Origin of the sequence: Comamonas suwonensis, from assembly GCF_012844455.2 — a bacterium.
Classification (GTDB): domain Bacteria; phylum Pseudomonadota; class Gammaproteobacteria; order Burkholderiales; family Burkholderiaceae_C; genus Comamonas; species Comamonas suwonensis.
The window spans coordinates 46,463-63,338 of record NZ_JABBCQ020000017.1; the positions used below are offsets into that span (position 1 = coordinate 46,463).

The window sequence follows — 16,876 nt, forward strand, 5'->3', positions numbered from 1 at the left end:
CGCTTTGTTTCCTTGCAGCACAGTCGGATTTTCAAAACAACGCCTTGCCGCGCGGCATTCAGCAGAGAAAATTCCGGCCCAGCTCTTTTTCTGGCCCAGCCATGACCCATCCCTGCCTGACCTGCGGTGCCTGCTGCGCATCATTTCGTGTGGATTTTTCCGTCCATGAGTCCCAGGAACAGGGGGGCAGTGTTCCCTCGGGACTGTCCGAAGAAGTCACCGACTACACCTGCCGCATGCGCGGCACGGACTGGGCCAAGCCGCGTTGCGCGGCCTTGATCGGCAAAGTGGGAGAGAAAGCCAGTTGCGGCATTTATGAATGGCGCCCCTCGCCCTGTCGCGAGTTTGCTGCTGGCTCGGACGCCTGCAACCGCGTGCGCCGCCGCCATGGCATGACGGAACTGGAAAGCGGACTGCTGTAGACCGCTCTAAGCTCTAGTTAGATAGAGGATCAGGTCTCTTCCTCCATCAGCACCACACCAATATTGTCCTTGCCACCCGCCGCATTTGCCGCAGCGATCAGCGAGAGCAGCAGCTCCTGCAGCGGCAAGTTTTCCTCAAACAAGGATTGCAGGCAGGCATCGGCCAGCATATCGGTCAGCCCGTCTGAGCAAAGCATGATGCGGTCGCCATGATGAAGAGGCCAGTGCGTGAGTTCTGGCTCGACCAGCGACGTGACGCCCAGAGCACGGGTGACCAAATGGCTGTAGCGCGAATGCAAAGCTTCTTCAGCTGTGATCAGGCCCGCATCAATCTCTTGCTGCACCAGAGAATGGTCGCGCGTCAGGCGCTGCAACTGCCCCTCGTGCCAGGCGTAGGCACGGGAGTCGCCCAGATGAGCCACCAGAAGTTCATCCTCCAGCACCAGCGCGGCAACAACCGTGGTGCCCATGCCACGGCATTCAGGCGCAGATTGCGCAGCCCCGAAGATGGCCAGATTGGCCATGTGAAAGGCATCGGTCAGCTCGCATTGCGCTACCTTGGCAGAGCTGTCCGCCCAGGCTTCATTGCGCACAGCGGCCGTAATCAGGTCAACGGCCATGGCACTGGCCACCTCGCCCGCGTTATAGCCACCCATGCCATCCGCCAGCACGGCCACAGGCCAGGGCTCAGCCAAGGGCTGGATGCCGACCGCGTCTTCATTGTTGCGGCGCTTCATACCCATATCGGCACACGCAACCATGCGCACCGCTGGCCAGACACGGGAGGGAAAAGAGGCTTGAGCGGTTGACATGGAAGACGGGAACAGTAAGCAGATGGGTAAAAAGGAATCCAAGCGTAACGTAAGTTGCCGCTATTACTTGTCTGAAAAGACGCCGTTTTGCAGTTGTTCACGGGTCAAAGGCGCAATTTTGTTCAATACCTCGCGACGCAGAAAGCCCAGACTTGCCAGCCTTGTACTTCGGGCTTTCTCATGTTTTCTTCGTTCTTGGCCATGGCCGGGTTTGCGCTGGCGGGTGCCATCACACCTGGCCCCGTGAACCTGATCGCCCTGCGCCACGGTGGCGGCCGCTGCCGGATCACTGCTTTTGTGTATGTCCTCGGCGCCAGCCTCAGTTATGCAGCCATTGTCTGGCTGATGGGCCAGAGTGGGCATTGGTTGCTGAAGCAGCCTGAATTGCTGCGATGGGCTCCGCGTATTTGCGCCGCCTACTTGCTATGGCTGGCATGGCGGCTGGCCTCTAGCCATGTCGACTCTTCAGGGGAAACCAATACCTCTGCCGCGTTGCAAACGGGTTTATCCAAAGCATTTGTGCAAGGTGTAGCGATTCAGAGCCTCAACCCCAAGGCTTGGCTGGTAGCGCTGTCCGGCGTGGGCATTTTTGTCGCGCCACTCGCTAGCCCTCAGATGCCACTGGAAACGGCGCTGCTGCTGTTCTGCACCATCTCTTTGCTGGCGTGCCTGCTGGGAGTCGGCTTCTGGGCTGCGCTGGGTCGCGCTCTTACCCAATGGTTAAGCACTCCCAAACGCCAGCAACGCCTGAATCAAACACTGGCCCTGCTGTTACTGATCAGCGTGGTCAGCATGCTGGCATGATGAATCGCCATGCCTGCGCCCAGTCATCAATTTCACCGCCACCCGGCCACGCCCTGGACGGAGCTGCGCATCAGCCACCAGTCCTGCTACAGCTACCGGCTGCATGCCCATGCCCAGTACTCCATTGGCATCGTGGATGAAGGAGAGACCCTGTTTCTTCATGACCAGGGCCCCGAAGCGCTGAAAGCCGGCAACGTGGTTTTGATCGAACCCGGGCACTGGCACGCTTGCAACCCCGAGACCTCACAGCCCTGGTCATACCGCATGCTGTTTGTGCAGGCCGACTGGGTACATGAGCAGCTCGGCGTCAGCGCCCTGCACTTTGCAAAGCACGCGCTGAATGAGCCCGCGATTTCACGCTGGGCCAACCAGCTCTGCCGCCCGCTTGCCAGCGACAGCACTCCCTCAGACATTCAAAGTCATACGCAGTCATTGATGGATTTTTTGCGCCAGCTGGGCAGCCCTACCCAGCCGCGCACCGATCCGCCCCATGCGGTGCTGTCGGCACTACAGCATCTGCACAGCAACCCCGAAGATGAAACCAGCGTGCAGGCCCTGGCATTGCGCTGCGGTATGAGCCCGAGCCGGTTTATTCGCCGCTTCACGGCCATCACCGGCGTCACGCCAGGGGCCTACCGGCTCAATCTTCGACTCAATGCAGCCCGCCACCTGCTGGCCCAGGGCCAGCCACTGGCAGCGGTCGCCCACCAGATGGGCTTTGCCGACCAATCCCATATGCAGCGCGCCTTCAAAGCCCACCACGCGCTGACGCCCGGCAATTACGCGCAGGCAACGCACTAATCAGCCAGAACCGGCTCCAGGGCATTCGGCCAAGCACCACTTGGCCCGAGTATTCGCGGGATACTTGCTCCTCCCAATTTTCAGAGCCCGCAAGTAAGCAATGGCCAACTTTGACAGTATTCAGCAACGCGAAACCGGGTTGCAGCCGCACCTCAACTCGGCCCAGATGACCATGATTGCCATTGGCGGTGCCATTGGCACCGGCCTCTTCATGGGCAGTGCCTTTGCCATTGGCTTTGCCGGGCCCAGCGTGCTGATCAGCTACGCCATTGGTGCCTTCATTGGCTTGCTGCTCATGGGCTGCCTGGCCGAGATGACCGTGGCCCACCCCACCTCGGGATCCTTTGGTGCCTATGCCGAGCACTACATCAGCCCGCTGGCCGGCTTTGTGGTGCGCTACGCCTACTGGGGTGCCGTGGTGCTGGCCGTGGGCATGGAAGTGACGGCCGTGGGCAAGTACATGGCCTACTGGTTCCCTGCCGTCGATCAATGGGTGTGGGTGCTGCTGTTCTCCATACTGCTGGCCGCCGTCAATGCCACCAGCGTCAAGGCCTTTGGTCAGGTGGAGTACTGGTTCTCCATGGTCAAGGTCATTGCCATCGTGGCATTTATCCTGATTGCCGCCTATGTGGTGTTTGGAACGCGCCCTGCAGGCGTGGGTTTTGACAACTACTTTGTCGACGGCGGCTTCTTCCCCAATGGCTGGTGGGGCACCTGGGTGGGCGTGATCGTAGCCATCTTCAGTTACCTGAGCCTGGAATCCATCGCCATTGCGGCGGGTGAAGCCCAGAACCCCAAGCAAGCCGTCACCCGCGCCTTCCGCAGCACGGTGCTGCGTCTGGTGCTGTTCTATCTGCTGTCGCTGGCGCTCATGCTGGCCATCGTGCCCTGGAGCCACGCCAGCACAGACAAGAGCCCGTTCGTGAAGGTGATGGAGATTCTGCAGATCCCCGGCGCGGCGGCGGCTCTCAACTTTGTGGTGCTACTGGCCTCTCTTTCGGCCATGAACAGCCAGCTCTATGTCACCTCGCGCATGATGTTCAGCCTCTCGCGGGGTGGTTATGCGCCCAAGCGCCTGAGCCGGCTCAGCAAAAGCGGCGTGCCACTGGGCGCGATTGCCGTATCTTGTCTGGGCATGGCCGTGGCCATGGTGCTCAACGTCTTCAAGCCCAAGGAGTCGCTGGAGCTGATGATGTCCATTGCCATGTTCGGCGCCATGTTTGCGTGGTTCATGGTGTTTGTGACACATCTGTTCTTTCGTCCCCGCTGGCAGCGCGAGCACCCGGGCCAGAAACTCGAATTCCGCATGTGGGGCTTTCCGGTGCTGACGCTGATCGGCGCGCTGCTGATGGCGGGCGTAATCGTCACCACGCTGTTTACCAAGGAGTTCCATACGACAACGCTGGTGGGTGTACCGTTCCTCATGGTGCTCGTCCTCGTCTATGCTTTGTGGTACAGGAAGAAGGTTGCCCCCTAAAGGGGACGACGGAGGTTGCTGCGGAGCGCCCCTTGCTGGCCGTCCCGCACTCAGACCTGTTATCGATCCAGAGTGAATTACCCCATTCGTACACACCATGAAACGCCAACTCTGGGACATTTCCCCCGCCATTCACCCTGCTGCACCGGTTTTCCCGGGCGATACGCCGTATAGCCAGGAATGGGTCGCCAGCATTGGCCCGGGCTGCCCGGTCAATGTCAGCGCCATTCACCTCTCGCCCCATGTGGGTGCACATGCCGATGCACCGCTGCATTACGACCCACAGGGCGCTGCCATTGGCCTGGTGGATCTGGATGCTTTTCTCGGTCCCTGCCGCGTGATTCATGCCATTGGCTGCGGGCCGCTGATCGAGTGGCCGCATATTGAACATGCCATCAACGCCAGCCTGCCCCAGCGCGTGCTGGTACGCACCTATCAAAAGGCCCCCACTGGCTGGGACCCTGATCTGGCGGCCTATGCACCAGAGACCGTGCAAAAGTTGGCCGACCTCGGCGTCCAGCTCATCGGCATCGACACCGCCAGCATCGACCCGGCCAGCAGCAAGACGCTGGACAGCCATATGGTCATTCGCCAGCGCAATCTGCGCATTCTCGAAAATCTGGTGCTCGACGAAGTGGCCGAAGGTGACTACGAGCTGATCGCCCTGCCCCTCAAACTGACCGAAGCCGATGCATCGCCGGTGAGAGCCATTTTGCGGGCCTTGGCCTGAATTTGCATAAAAACTGCCCGCAAGCCCAATCAGAATAAGCGCTTGCAGCTATTAAAAACACAAGGATGACAATGACTACTTTGCAAGACTGCCAGGCCCTGGACAATCTGGACACTCTGCGCCCCCTGCGCGATCGCTTTGCCCTGCCCGCGGGGGTGATTTATCTGGACGGCAACTCTCTGGGTGCCCAGCCCAAGAGCGCTGCCGCCCGCGCTGCCGAAGTGGTGACGCAGCAATGGGGCCAAGACCTCATCACCTCCTGGAACAAGGCCGGCTGGATCACTCTGCCCGAGCGACTGGGCAACCAGTTTTCCCCCTGGCTGGGCGTGGGCGAAGGTGAGCTGGTGTTTACCGACACCACCTCCATCAACCTCTACAAAGTACTCAGCGCCGCAGCGCGCATCGCCCGTGAAGATGCGCCGAATCGCAAAAAACTCATCAGCGAGCGCAGCAACTTCCCCACCGACCTCTATATCGCCCAGTCCGTCTGCCAGGAATATGGCCTGGAGCTGGTGCTGCTCGAGCCCGAGGAAATCGCCGACGCGCTGCAAACCGATGTGGCAATTTCCATGCTCACCCATGTCAACTACCGCACCGGTGCCATGCATGACATGGCAGCCGTCACGGCTGCCGCGCACGCCAAGGGCATTCTTTGCGTCTGGGACCTGTGCCACAGCGCAGGTGCCGTGCCCATAGACCTCAAGGGTGCAGATGCCGACTTTGCCGTGGGCTGCAGCTACAAATACCTGAACGGCGGCCCCGGCTCGCCCGCCTTTGTCTGGGCCCACCCACGCCTGATCAACCGCTTCTGGCAGCCGCTGTCGGGCTGGTTCGGCCATGCCGAGCCCTTCAAGTTTGTGCCGGACTATCACCCCGCCCAAGGCATTCAGCGCTACCTGTGCGGCACTCAGCCCATGATCAGCATGAGCGTGCTGCAGTGCGGCATCGACATCTTTACCGAAGCCGAGGCTTTCGGCGGCATGGCAGCGCTGCGCACCAAATCTCTGGCGCTGACCGATCTGTTCATCCAACTGGTTGAAGAACGCTGCCAGGGCTACGGCCTGGGACTTGCCACCCCGCGCAACCATGCACAGCGCGGCTCGCAAGTCTGCCTCACACGTGACGAAGGTCTGGGCGTAGATGGCCAGGACAGCGGTGCCTACGCGATTGTCCAGGCCCTGATTGCGCGTGGCGTCATCGGCGACTTCCGCAAGGGCGACGGCGGCACGGGCAAACACAAAGACATTCTGCGTTTCGGCTTCACGCCTCTGTATGTAGGCTTTGAAGATGTCTGGCATGCCGTCGAGCATCTGCGCCAGGTGCTGGAATCGGGCGAGTGGAAGAAGCCCGAGTTCAACACCATCAATGCGGTGACCTGACGCCTCTAGCCGCCACGCCGCCGCCTTTTGACAAACGGATGGCGGCCTAGGCCGGGCTACCTCAAGCCCTGGCCCAGACCAGGTTGAGCAGGCCCATCAGCGCCACAGCGACCAGATCCACGACCAGCACGCTTTGCTGCACCCAGCGCCGCTGGGCTGCCCCCTCTGGCACCAGTTGCACCGCCATCTCCACCTTGCCGGGCGAAGCCATGAGCAATAGCGAGGCACTGACGTTGTGCACGGCCATAAAGGGCAGCAGTGGTGCGTTCAGCGCCCGGGCAATCTCGGCCTGGGTGGCCGCAAACATGGCATTGGCACCGGTGTTGGAGCCGGTCACAAAACCGCCCAGCGCCCCGACAAAAGGAGCGGCCAGAAGGTACAGCGGCCCGCTCTGGGCCAGCGCATGCGCCAGCTCTGCGGCCATGCCCGAGACCGCCATCAACACCCCCAGCGTGATAAACAGCGCCGTCACCGGAGCAACCTGAGCCCAGGAACGCCAGACGCGCTGCAGCGACTCACGCTCCGGCAGACCCCGCGCGAAAAAGCCAGCGGCCAGCAGCAGCCACAAGCCTGGTGAAGCCAGTCCATGCCAGAGGCCGGGCAGACCCAAGGCTCGCACCAGCACCCCGGCCACCAGCACCCCGCCCAGCAGTAGCACATAGGCCGCCAGCGCCCGTCGTCCCAAAGGATGCAAGGGCTGAGCCTGCTGAAGCGCGCGCATGCGCAACAAATGAAAGCCCACGACCACCAAGGCACCCAGCGCGCCCGCAGGTGCCGTGCCGGCCACGGCATTCATCAGCGCCACCGCCGCTGTCAGCAACAGCCCGGACAGCAGGCCTTGCAGCAATGCAAGGCTCAGACGACCGGGTGCACTGCACAGCCCGGCAGCCACCATGCCGGTGATGGCAAACGGAATCATGCTGACCAGCGCCGAGGCCTGACCCAGATCCTTGAACGGCAGATCGGCCATGGTGGACGCCACCAGGGTGCCCGGCCCCATCGAGCCCCAAGGCACGGCGCACAGGCCCAGCAAACCGATGAGCGCCACTTTGCGCGCCGGAAGGCCAAAGTGCGCCAGCAGCGGAATGCCGATGGTCACGCCCACGCCAAAGCCGGTGACCGACTCGGCAAACGGTGTGATGCCATGCACCACCAGCAGCACGGCCCCTGTGCCGCTGCCCGCGCGCACCAGCAACCAGTCTGCCAGGGCCTTTTGTGCACCCGACTGGCGCAGCACCTCGGACAGCAGCAAGCCGCCGCCCACAATCAGCACCACCTCCAGCAACACCGGTGCCCAGTGAATGGCAGCCGCCACCCAGATCGACGCAGGCTGGGAAAATGCCATGGCAATCGCCAGAAGTGCCGCCGCCACCCCCACCAGGGCGGCATAAAGCGACCGCCATCCCGCCAGCAGCGCGGCAATGACGCTGACCACGGGCAAGGCGCTCAGAAGCATGTACATTGCATTCATCCCTGAAAAATAATTTCCTATCAGAAAAATAATTTTCTCATAGGAAATTTATTAACGCAATCACAGACGCAAGACAAGGAGCCAGGCTTGAACTCCACCACCGCATCGGAAGCATCAGAGCAAGATGCGCTTTTCGGCGCCGCCGTGCGTGCGCGCCGCGCGCAGCTGGGCATCACGCTGGACCAACTGGCGCAGGCCAGCGGTGTCTCGCCGGGAGCCCTTTCACGTGTGGAGCGCGGCCTGCTGGCCACCAGCTTGCGCAATGCCATGGCCATTGCACGCGGCCTGGGCTGCGAGCTGGGCGAGCTGGTGCAAAGCACGCCGACCGCGCAAATCACGCGCGCCGGCGAGAACCTTCGCTTTATCGACGAGGCCAGCGGCGTAGAACGCCTGGCCCTGGCCAGCCCCAGCGCGGGCGTGAACTTGGTGCACTACCGTTTTCCGCCGCGCGCCGTCTCCAGCCACTTCGCGGCCCACCGCGCTGGCACGCGCGAAGTCTTCCATGTACTGGAGGGCAGCATCGAGGTCTTTACCGCGCAAGAGCAGGTGCTGTTGCACGCAGGCGACACGGCCACACTGGTGGTGGACAGCGAGCACCGTCTGGCCAATGCCGGCGACACCACGGCGCGCCTGCTGCTGCTGGTGCTCTCGCCCCTGGCCTGATCAGTAAGACTTGTCGGCCAGCGAAGCCCACAAGTGCGCGGCCACCAGCGCGCGCCAGGGCTTGAATTGCGCCAGCCAGTCGCTGGCGGCGCGGGCATCGGGCTTGTCGGTGCCGGTCAGCAGCCCGATGGCGCGGCGCACGGCCACATCACCGTGCAGGCTGCCGTCGGGCCAGCCGTAGCCGCGCAGCAGGCAGTAGTTCACCGTCCACGGGCCAATGCCTTTGACAGCCAGCAACTGCTGGGCCATGACCTCGACGGTTGACTCATTCCACAGCCCCCGCGCGCTTTGCTGTGCCCAGTCATCCAGCGGCAGCAAGCCCTCTTGTACCGCCCGCGCCACGCACAGCAAAGTCCGGGCCTTGGCCTGAGAAAAGCCCAGATCCCGCAGCGCGCCCTCACCCAGCTGCAGGACTTGTTCCGCATCCGGGCTGGCCCGCAAATGCGCAGCCTCGGGCACCTGCTGCTGGGTTGATGAATGCAATGGCAAACCTGCCGCCTCGATCAGCTTTCGCCGCAGGCTGACAGCGACAGCCACCGATATCTGCTGACCCATGATGGCCCAGCTCAGCGCCTCAAACGGCGTGGGCGATGCGGGCACATGCAGTCCGCGTTGTCGATCCAGCAGCGGCCCCAGCTCGGCATGACAGCCAAGGGCCTGCACCAATGCGCTGGGCGGCCAGGCCAGACCCAGCATGCGCAGCAACAGGGCTTGAAACTGCTGCTGGTGCTGACTGTGCATATCCGTGTCCTGCACCACATCCCCTGGCCAGTGCAGCCGCGCCTGGACCTGGCGCTCATTCCACTGCAGCACCATCAAGGCAGGCTGGCCATGCCAGATCAAGGCCTTGAACAATCGCCGCGACTGGGGCTGCAGCCGCTCGGAGCGCTGCTGCACATCCCGTGCGTGAAAGGCCAGAAACTCATGCCAGCGATAGGGCTGAGGCAGGCTTTGTTGGCATTCAATGATCTGCATGCCGGTCCTATGATTTTGAGAACTTCCAGCGCTTGATATTCATAGATATTGAACTCAAATCACTCTAAAATACATATATATCAGGCGCTGCCAGCTATGCTTTTCAAATCAAACGGGGCTGCACTGCTGTGCTTCCCGCAGCAGCAGCGCACGCTTGCGTTCCACGCCCCAGCGGTAACCCGAGATGCTTCCATCATTGCGCAGCACGCGGTGGCAGGGCACGGCCACCGCTATCGGGTTGGCCGCCACAGCGCTGGCAACGGCGCGGGCAGACTGGGGCATGCCCATTTGCCGTGCCAGCTCTGAATAGCTAAGGGTCTGACCCGCCGGAATCTTCTGCAAAGCCTGCCAGACCCGCTGCTGAAACGCTGTGCCTTGAATATCCAGCGGCAGGGCCAAACCCAGCCTGGGCTGCTCGATCAGGCTCACCACCTGGGCCACGGTCTGCTCGTACTGGCTGTCCGCTCCAATCAGTTCCGCTGCCGCGAAGCGCTGCTGCAAATCCTCAACCAGCCGTTGCGGATCATCGCCCAAGAGCACGCAGCACACGCCCTGCGCCGTGCTGGCCACCAGCAGGCTGCCCAGCGAGCATTCGGCCAGTGCGAACCGGATCGTCTGATGCTGCCCGCGCTGGCGATAGGTTTTGGGTGCCATGCCCAGCATGGCGGGGGCATCTTTATAGAAACTGCTGCTGGCCTCATAGCCACTCAGGTATGCGGCATCGGTGACCGACTGGCTGGACTCCGGCGTCATCGCCGCACGCAAATACTTGCCGCGATGCGCCTTGGCGTAGGCCTTGGGCGTGAGCCCCGTCACGCGCTTGAAGCTGCGGTGCAGCTGCCAGGGGCTGAGCCCCAGGCGCTGCGCCAGCACCTCCAGCGCAGGCACGGGCTCTTCGGCCTCTAGCCAGCGGCAGCATTGCGTGATGCGCTCATCTATTTGAAGGTCGGCAGCAGAGTGGGAGGGCGAAGGACTGGGCATGGCATGAATCTGGGCAAGGGCTTGGCGTCAATAACAGGAATGACTTTACGCAAAGCTTTTGCATCTTGCATCCACGTTCTTGCAGTCTTTATGCGTCTGGATTCGGTTACGCTGACTACACTGACCTCTTCAGAAAAATTCCACCATGACCACCGAATCCTCTGGCTGCCCCATGCATGGCGGCGAATCCATCGTCCGCGACGAGAAGGCACAGCTCGACTTCAGCCGCGACATGAGCTATGGCGACTATTTGCATCTGGACCAGATTCTGACGGCCCAGCACCCGCTGTCGCCCGCGCATGACGAAATGCTGTTCATCATCCAGCACCAGACCAGCGAGCTGTGGATGAAGCTGATGCTGCACGAGGTACGCGCGGCCATAGCGGCGATTGCCAATGCCTCGGGCGAGACCCGCCCCGATGCATTCAAGATGCTGGCCCGGGTGAGCCGCATCATGGAGCAGCTGGTCAGCGCCTGGACCGTGCTTTCGACCATGACGCCACCCGAGTACACGGCCATGCGCCCCTATCTTGCGAACTCCAGCGGGTTTCAAAGCTACCAATACCGCAGCATCGAGTTTTCGCTGGGTAACAAGAATGCCGCCATGCTCAAGCCCCACGAGCATCGCAGCGATCTGCTGGCCCAGGTGCAAGCTGCATACGAGTCACCTTCTTTGTATGACGTCTCCCTGCAACTGCTGGCCCGGGAAGGCATTGAGGTTCCCGCCAACAAGCTGCAGCGCGACTGGACCCAGCCGTATGAGGCCTGCGAAGGCGTGAAACAGGCCTGGATTACCGTGTACCGCGACCCGCACAAACACTGGGATCTGTATCAGCTGGGCGAGAAGCTGGCCGATATAGAGGATGCTTTCCGCCTGTGGCGCTTCCGCCACCTGACCACGGTGGAGCGCGTGATCGGCTTCAAGCGCGGCACCGGCGGCACTGGCGGCGTGAGTTATCTGAAGAAGATGCTGGATGTGGTGCTGTTCCCCGAAATCTGGAGCCTGCGCACCGAGCTGTAAGCAGCCCTCCCGCCATCGCCGATCAGGCTGTCCCTGCTGCTCTTAAGTGACAGCGCGGGCAGCCTGAATTCTTTAGGCTGAGGGAAAAACCTAACATCGCAACAAAATCCCCCATGCCTTCCGTTCAGAGCGCCTCTCCCGTCCCCCCTGCCAGCAAACCAGAACCCTCTTCCGCCGTCTGGGCCATGCTGGTCTGCCTGCTAACCGGCTTTGCACTCAGTCAGGCGTTTCGCACCGTCACCTCCATCATTGCCGATGGTCTGCGCAGCGACTTTGGACTGTCCGCCCAGTCTCTGGGCTCGTTTGCCGGGCTGTTTGCACTGTCCTTCGGCGTGGCCCAGTTGATCATGGGCATTGGCATGGATATCTACGGCTTGCGCCGCACCGTGCTGATGACTTTTCCGCTGTCAATTGCTGGCGCTGTACTGTCGGCCATGGCACCCAGCTATTCCTGGCTGATGCTGGGGCAGTTGCTGATCGGCATTGGCTGCTCGCCCGCCTTTCTGGCCAGCACCATGTTTATTGCTCGCCACTTCCCGGCAGACAAGTTTGCCTACATGTCCGGCATTGGCCTGGGTCTGGGCGGGCTGGGGCTGCTGTTTACCGGAACCCCCATGGCATGGCTGGTGCAGCACATGGGCTGGCGCGCGGGGTTTGCGCTGCTGGCGGTGCTGAGCGTGCTGTCCTGGCTGCTGATTTTCTTCAAGGTGCATGAGCCCGAGATCGCCAGCGACTCCCAGCCCAAGCCCGGCTTTATCGAAGCGCTACAAGGCTTTGGCAGCCTGCTGCTGCTGCCCCACACCTGGGGCATTGTGCTGTTGGGTATGGTCAGCTATGCATCGTTTCTGACGGTGCGCGGCCTCTGGCTCAGCCCCATGTTGATGGACCGATACCAGTTCTCGCTGGTCACCACTGGCAATGTGGCGCTGGCCTCCTCCATCATTTCGCTGTTCGTGCCGTCCATGTTCGGCCGCCTCGACCCCGGCCCCGCCTTGCGCCGCCAGCGCATCGCACGCTTTGCGCTGCTCATGGCGGCCACTTTTGTAGGTCTGGCTCTGGTTCACCACCCGGTATGGAGCGTGGTTCTGCTGCTGGTCATGAGCACGCTCTCGGGCTACGGCACGCTGATCTATGCGGATGTACGCTCGTCCTACCCGCCCGCCACCACTGGACGTGCACTGTCCATCTTCACCATGGCCATGTTCCTGGGGGCGGCGCTCATGCAATGGCTGTCAGGCATTGTGGCCGGCATTGCGGAGCGTCAGGGTTCGGACATTTATCAGGCCGTGATGCTGATGGTGGCCTCCATGCTGGGCATGGGTGTACTGGCCTACCGGGTCATCAAACCCTCGCCGCTGCTGCAGAAGGTCATGCATTAAAAATCGGCTCTAGCGCAATTTCTATATGCGTTAGCAGCTATTGTTTAGATAGTGACTAGAGCTTAGTCTTTCTCTACAGCGCACCTTCATAAAGCCAGGGCACATCCATGATGCGCCCGCCCAGAGCGCGCAGCGACAGATCCCGCCCCCAGCGCACCACCCCTGTGGCGTGGAAGATGCGTCCATTGCGCAGCGACCTTTCCTGCACGCGTGCATTGCGCTGCCAGCGGTTCAGGGCATAGCGACGCAGCCGCAGGCTGACATCCAGATCATGCATGGACAACGCGCTCTGCAGCTCTGCAGCATCTTCAATCGCCATGCCAGCCCCTTGGGCCAGATAAGGCCGCATGGGATGGGCCGCGTCACCCAGCAAAGCCACCATGCCCTGCGCCATCTGCGCCTCAGAGGCCACAGGCACCCGGTCAGCCACTGGCCACAAACGCCATTCGCCACCCAAGTCAGGCACATGCTGCACCAGGTCCTGCAGATAGCTGCAAGTGCCTTTCAGGTGCTGCATCAAGTCAGGCAAGTTGGCGGAATGATCCCAATGATCCAGATCGGCGGGCGGCGGGCCTTGCACAATCACCACCAGATTCTGTAACTCACCCCGGCGCACGGGGTATTGAATGGCATGCAGGTGCGGCCCCAGCCAGGCCGTCACCTCGCTGGTGCGCAGGCGTTTGGGCAACTGGGCCTGATGCACCATGGCGCGGTACGCCAGATGCCCGGTCACACGCGGCGGACCATCGCCCAGCATCTGGGAGCGCACAGCGCTGCGCACACCATCCGCGCCAATCAGCGCATCACCTTCAATCAGCTTATTGGCACTGGTTCGAATCGTGACCACGCTATCTTGCTCGGTGTAGCTGTTAACCGACTGATTGAGGTTGAGGTGCACCTCTGGCAAATTTTGCGCAGCCTGTAGCAAGATCTCGTGCATGTCGGCACGATGAATGGTGACGTAGCTTGCGCCATAGCGTTGCACCATATCGCGACCCAGCGGCAAACGGGCCAACTCTTTTCCCGTCACAGCGCTACAAGCACGCAAGGCGGAAGGTGAAGCCACCACCTGCTGCAAAGGCCGCTGCAACCCCCAGGCCTGGAGCCTGCGCACTACATTAGGGCCGAGTTGAATACCAGCCCCGACTTCAGAGAATTCTGTGGCTCGCTCAAAAAGGCGCACATCCCAGTCTGCCCGTGCCGCCGCAATAGCCGCCGCCAGACCACCGATACCGCCCCCCGCAATCAACACCTGCTTATTCATGGGTTCTGATTGTGCCGCTTCAATACCGTAATGAAAGAGAACTTTGATTTGCGCTGGCGCAAAACAGTCACCATGAAAAAAGCCCGCAAAGGCGGGCTTTTTCAACGTGCGCAATCCACAGCTTAGATAACGAATTGTTCGCGATCCTGGTCTGCAATCCACTTTGGCGGCTTGCCGCGGCCAGTCCAAGTCTGACCCGTGACTGGATCACGGTACTTGGGAGCGACCTTGGCACCCGCATTAGCGGAAGCACGCGCACGAGCAGGAGGAAATACATCTTCAGCAGTCAAACCGTATTCAGCAATCAGGCTACGAACCTTGCCCACCGCATCAGCGAGTTCTCGCGTACGGGCTTCGTTGATTTGCTGCTCCAGGTCTTCTCTCTGCTTCAGGAGTTCCTTGTAAGTGCTCATGATTTGCGCTTCTTGGTTGATTAAAGTGAAATCATTATAAATGCTTGAATCTCAAATGCATGAATTAACGAGTAAGCAATAACCACAATTAAAGATGCTTATGAAATGTAACTTCATGTTAATAATTTAATGTTTCTTGATCTTGAATTTCAAATATCCTGGAGATACACAGGTCATCAAAACCCATCAGCAAAAATATCGATTCGCCGAAAAGACCTTCTCAGGGGAACAGGAAAATGCCTGCTGTCCGCCAGAAATAATCCAACGAGCTTGTTATCGGGCCCTCGATCTTCATCCGGGAAAGCGAGAACTCCCAAAGTTCTTTCAACTCCCGGGCGGCTATCAAGCCGCCAGGAAGCGCCATCCAGATGGATCGGTCAGGCTTGGCTTGCTTCGATCGATTGCAGTTCTCCGGCGCTGTATTCCTAAAGATCATGCGATGTTATGTTCGCCCTGAACGACGCCGCACTGATCAATCACAAACATGATTGCGCCTGTTTGGGAGCGCATCGTAGCCACAACTTTAGTGCCCTCAAGGCTCAGAGAAAAATCCAAAGAAGCAAGCACATGCTCTCAGAAAACTCGTGTGAGTCTGAGTCCACTTCCAGAATTTCAGAACCTTTGATCAAGCCCAGAAGCTCAACCGGCAATCATTGACTAGCGAGGTACCAGGAATAGCTGCCCATCTCACACCCTTCAGCGCAGAGCTAAAAAGCCTGGACTAACGTCATTTCGACATCCAGTGATTGCACATCAGAGTGTGGCACCACTAAAGATGTCGAAGATCTTTCGTCCAAACGAAATACGTTCTGCAGCGTCTTGTGTTTACTGCCCTCAATCGAATCCGCTTGCACACGTCTAAAAGCTCGTAACCATTTCCTTTCGAGCATAGTTCATCGTGTTGATTCATTCGTTTTCATCAAGGCAAAAATGGCATTCATTGCGACTCCAGCAAATGGAAAAGGAGTGAGCGATGAATTCAACCAAGGTCATTGGTTATGCAGAAAGCTCGAAAACAGCGTCGGCTAGAGTTATCCCACTCGCACTGAAGCATCCCCCTCGATTAATCGTTATAAATGCAATAGCAGTCACAACAATAGCGGCAACTGAAATAGAGGCAGCCTCTTCAGATATTTTCAGAAAAGTCAATCATGGCCGGCTAGTCAAAATGCCACCAAGGAGAAGCACAAAATAATTACCAGTTGAAGCAAAAGAAGGGATAGCTCAAATTTTCATGCAAGGCCTGCGCACTTTTGTCACCGGCTTACGCCCACAGACAAGCCTCGCAACTGGATACCGATGTCAAGCTAGGCATCGAAAAACACCGCTCGGCAGCGTAAGCCCTGCGATCAGCAGAAAATCCATGAATCGTTCATAAGAAAGAAGACCATGGCTCTTTACTGTATCGGTGATATTCAGGGCTGCGACGATGCCTTCGAGCAACTGCTGCAAACCGTGGATTTCTCCGTCAGCCGGGATACGCTTTATGTGCTGGGTGATCTGGTAAATCGCGGCCCCAAGTCTGCCGAAGTATTGCGCCGCTGCATGCAGGCCGGAGACTCCATGCGCGCCCTGTTGGGCAACCATGACCTGCACCTGCTTGCCGCTGCCCAAGGCCTGCGCCGCCAGAGCAAGCGCGATACCCTGGCTCAGGTGCTGGATGCACCTGACCGTGATGCCCTGCTGAGCTGGCTGCGCCACCAGCCTCTGAGTCGCCTGCACACCAATGCCAGCGGAGAGAACCTCCTAATGGTACATGCCGGTGTGCTGCCCCAATGGAGTCTGCAAGACTGCATAGCATTGAATGCAGAGGTGCAAGCCGTTTTGCAAGGCGCTGACTTTGCGCGCTTTTTGCAGAACATGTACGGCAATCTGCCGGATCGCTGGTCAGCCAACTTGCAAGGCGATGATCGCCTGCGCTGCATCGTCAACGCCTTTACCCGGCTGCGCTTTTGCAGTGCGGAAGGCGTGATGGACTTTGAGAGTTCAGAATCTGCCGATCAAGCCCCCGAGGGGTTAACACCCTGGTTTGATATTCCCGGGCGGGCCACCGCCGACACGCCCGTCGCATTTGGCCACTGGTCCACACTGGGGCATATCAATCGCCCTGATCTGATGGCCATGGATACCGGCTGTATCTGGGGAGGCTGCCTGAGCATGATGCGCATTGGCGAGCGCATGAATGAACGCGAGCTGATTCAACTGCAATGCCCTCAGATGCAAGTGCCGGGCGGCAAGGGCTAAAAACGGCCAATGCCAACAAAAACGCCTGCAGTCAGCAGGC

General features: G+C 60.0%; 16 protein-coding genes. 10 read left to right on the forward strand and 6 right to left on the reverse strand.

The window, feature by feature from the left end; translation table 11 throughout:
- Positions 1-101 precede the first annotated feature (101 nt).
- Positions 102-422 (forward strand): YkgJ family cysteine cluster protein, encoded by a 321-nt coding sequence (locus HF327_RS17500; RefSeq protein ID WP_198461616.1) that lies wholly within the window; start codon positions 102-104, stop codon positions 420-422.
- Between the two features lie 29 nt (positions 423-451).
- Here the strand turns inward: HF327_RS17500 and HF327_RS17505 are convergent, their stop codons facing one another.
- Positions 452-1,183, reverse strand: coding sequence for a Stp1/IreP family PP2C-type Ser/Thr phosphatase (locus HF327_RS17505; RefSeq protein ID WP_198461674.1), 732 nt, complete (start codon positions 1,181-1,183; stop codon positions 452-454).
- Between the two features lie 231 nt (positions 1,184-1,414).
- Between HF327_RS17505 and HF327_RS17510 the strand changes: the two genes are divergently transcribed.
- From HF327_RS17510 to kynU, 5 genes are all read left to right on the forward strand, one after another.
- A complete protein-coding gene (locus tag HF327_RS17510) occupies positions 1,415-2,038 on the forward strand; it encodes a LysE family translocator (RefSeq protein ID WP_198461617.1) in 624 nt (207 codons plus the stop codon).
- Between the two features lie 9 nt (positions 2,039-2,047).
- A complete protein-coding gene (locus tag HF327_RS17515) occupies positions 2,048-2,839 on the forward strand; it encodes an AraC family transcriptional regulator (protein WP_198461618.1) in 792 nt (263 codons plus the stop codon).
- A gap of 100 nt (positions 2,840-2,939) precedes the next feature.
- A complete protein-coding gene (locus HF327_RS17520) occupies positions 2,940-4,316 on the forward strand; it encodes an amino acid permease (RefSeq protein WP_198461619.1) in 1,377 nt (458 codons plus the stop codon).
- A gap of 97 nt (positions 4,317-4,413) precedes the next feature.
- A complete protein-coding gene (kynB, locus tag HF327_RS17525) occupies positions 4,414-5,046 on the forward strand; it encodes an arylformamidase (RefSeq protein WP_198461620.1) in 633 nt (210 codons plus the stop codon).
- A 71-nt stretch (positions 5,047-5,117) separates the two neighbouring features.
- On the forward strand, positions 5,118-6,425 hold the full coding sequence (gene kynU / locus HF327_RS17530; protein WP_198461621.1) for a kynureninase: 1,308 nt from the start codon (positions 5,118-5,120) through the stop codon (positions 6,423-6,425).
- Positions 6,426-6,486: 61 nt separating this feature from the next.
- On the opposite strand, the gene HF327_RS17535 is transcribed toward kynU, so the two are convergent.
- Positions 6,487-7,887 (reverse strand): L-lactate permease, encoded by a 1,401-nt coding sequence (locus HF327_RS17535; RefSeq protein ID WP_198461622.1) that lies wholly within the window; start codon positions 7,885-7,887, stop codon positions 6,487-6,489.
- A gap of 96 nt (positions 7,888-7,983) precedes the next feature.
- On the opposite strand from HF327_RS17535, the gene HF327_RS17540 reads away from it, so the two are divergent.
- Positions 7,984-8,559: a helix-turn-helix domain-containing protein gene (locus HF327_RS17540; RefSeq protein WP_198461623.1), complete on the forward strand. Its 576-nt coding sequence runs from the start codon at positions 7,984-7,986 to the stop codon at positions 8,557-8,559.
- Here HF327_RS17540 and HF327_RS17545 read toward each other — a convergent pair whose 3' ends face one another.
- A complete protein-coding gene (locus HF327_RS17545) occupies positions 8,560-9,534 on the reverse strand; it encodes a DNA-3-methyladenine glycosylase family protein (RefSeq protein ID WP_198461624.1) in 975 nt (324 codons plus the stop codon).
- A 108-nt stretch (positions 9,535-9,642) separates the two neighbouring features.
- Positions 9,643-10,515, reverse strand: a complete 873-nt coding sequence (locus HF327_RS17550; protein WP_198461625.1) for a methylated-DNA--[protein]-cysteine S-methyltransferase — start codon at positions 10,513-10,515, stop codon at positions 9,643-9,645.
- A 145-nt stretch (positions 10,516-10,660) separates the two neighbouring features.
- On the opposite strand from HF327_RS17550, the gene kynA reads away from it, so the two are divergent.
- Together kynA and HF327_RS17560 are read left to right on the forward strand one after the other, a co-directional pair.
- Positions 10,661-11,536 (forward strand): tryptophan 2,3-dioxygenase, encoded by an 876-nt coding sequence (kynA, locus tag HF327_RS17555; RefSeq protein WP_198461626.1) that lies wholly within the window; start codon positions 10,661-10,663, stop codon positions 11,534-11,536.
- Between the two features lie 113 nt (positions 11,537-11,649).
- Positions 11,650-12,915, forward strand: a complete 1,266-nt coding sequence (locus tag HF327_RS17560; protein ID WP_198461627.1) for an MFS transporter — start codon at positions 11,650-11,652, stop codon at positions 12,913-12,915.
- 73 nt (positions 12,916-12,988) lie between these two features.
- On the opposite strand, the gene HF327_RS17565 is transcribed toward HF327_RS17560, so the two are convergent.
- Positions 12,989-14,179 (reverse strand): FAD-dependent monooxygenase, encoded by a 1,191-nt coding sequence (locus HF327_RS17565; RefSeq protein WP_198461628.1) that lies wholly within the window; start codon positions 14,177-14,179, stop codon positions 12,989-12,991.
- A gap of 122 nt (positions 14,180-14,301) precedes the next feature.
- Positions 14,302-14,592, reverse strand: a complete 291-nt coding sequence (locus HF327_RS17570) for an H-NS histone family protein (RefSeq protein ID WP_099736043.1) — start codon at positions 14,590-14,592, stop codon at positions 14,302-14,304.
- A 1,389-nt stretch (positions 14,593-15,981) separates the two neighbouring features.
- Here HF327_RS17570 and HF327_RS17575 point away from each other — a divergent pair.
- Positions 15,982-16,836 carry a symmetrical bis(5'-nucleosyl)-tetraphosphatase gene (locus tag HF327_RS17575; RefSeq protein WP_198461629.1) on the forward strand — a complete coding sequence of 285 codons (855 nt, stop codon included), beginning with the start codon at positions 15,982-15,984 and terminating at the stop codon, positions 16,834-16,836.
- Positions 16,837-16,876: the final 40 nt, after the last annotated feature.

What these genes read in the sequence shown, in the direction of transcription:
- HF327_RS17505 (WP_198461674.1), bottom strand. Translation starts at nt 1,183, where the DNA reads ATGGTTGCGTGTGCCGATATGGGTATGAAGCGCCGCAACAATGAAGAC.
- HF327_RS17565 (WP_198461628.1), bottom strand. Translation starts at nt 14,179, where the DNA reads ATGAATAAGCAGGTGTTGATTGCGGGGGGCGGTATCGGTGGTCTGGCG.
- HF327_RS17570 (WP_099736043.1), bottom strand. Translation starts at nt 14,592, where the DNA reads ATGAGCACTTACAAGGAACTCCTGAAGCAGAGAGAAGACCTGGAGCAG.
- HF327_RS17520 (WP_198461619.1), top strand. Translation starts at nt 2,940, where the DNA reads ATGGCCAACTTTGACAGTATTCAGCAACGCGAAACCGGGTTGCAGCCG.
- kynA (WP_198461626.1), top strand. Translation starts at nt 10,661, where the DNA reads ATGACCACCGAATCCTCTGGCTGCCCCATGCATGGCGGCGAATCCATC.
- HF327_RS17535 (WP_198461622.1), bottom strand. Translation starts at nt 7,887, where the DNA reads ATGTACATGCTTCTGAGCGCCTTGCCCGTGGTCAGCGTCATTGCCGCG.
- HF327_RS17550 (WP_198461625.1), bottom strand. Translation starts at nt 10,515, where the DNA reads ATGCCCAGTCCTTCGCCCTCCCACTCTGCTGCCGACCTTCAAATAGAT.
- HF327_RS17510 (WP_198461617.1), top strand. Translation starts at nt 1,415, where the DNA reads ATGTTTTCTTCGTTCTTGGCCATGGCCGGGTTTGCGCTGGCGGGTGCC.
- kynB (WP_198461620.1), top strand. Translation starts at nt 4,414, where the DNA reads ATGAAACGCCAACTCTGGGACATTTCCCCCGCCATTCACCCTGCTGCA.
- HF327_RS17515 (WP_198461618.1), top strand. Translation starts at nt 2,048, where the DNA reads ATGCCTGCGCCCAGTCATCAATTTCACCGCCACCCGGCCACGCCCTGG.
- HF327_RS17545 (WP_198461624.1), bottom strand. Translation starts at nt 9,534, where the DNA reads ATGCAGATCATTGAATGCCAACAAAGCCTGCCTCAGCCCTATCGCTGG.
- HF327_RS17560 (WP_198461627.1), top strand. Translation starts at nt 11,650, where the DNA reads ATGCCTTCCGTTCAGAGCGCCTCTCCCGTCCCCCCTGCCAGCAAACCA.
- kynU (WP_198461621.1), top strand. Translation starts at nt 5,118, where the DNA reads ATGACTACTTTGCAAGACTGCCAGGCCCTGGACAATCTGGACACTCTG.
- HF327_RS17575 (WP_198461629.1), top strand. Translation starts at nt 15,982, where the DNA reads ATGGCTCTTTACTGTATCGGTGATATTCAGGGCTGCGACGATGCCTTC.
- HF327_RS17500 (WP_198461616.1), top strand. Translation starts at nt 102, where the DNA reads ATGACCCATCCCTGCCTGACCTGCGGTGCCTGCTGCGCATCATTTCGT.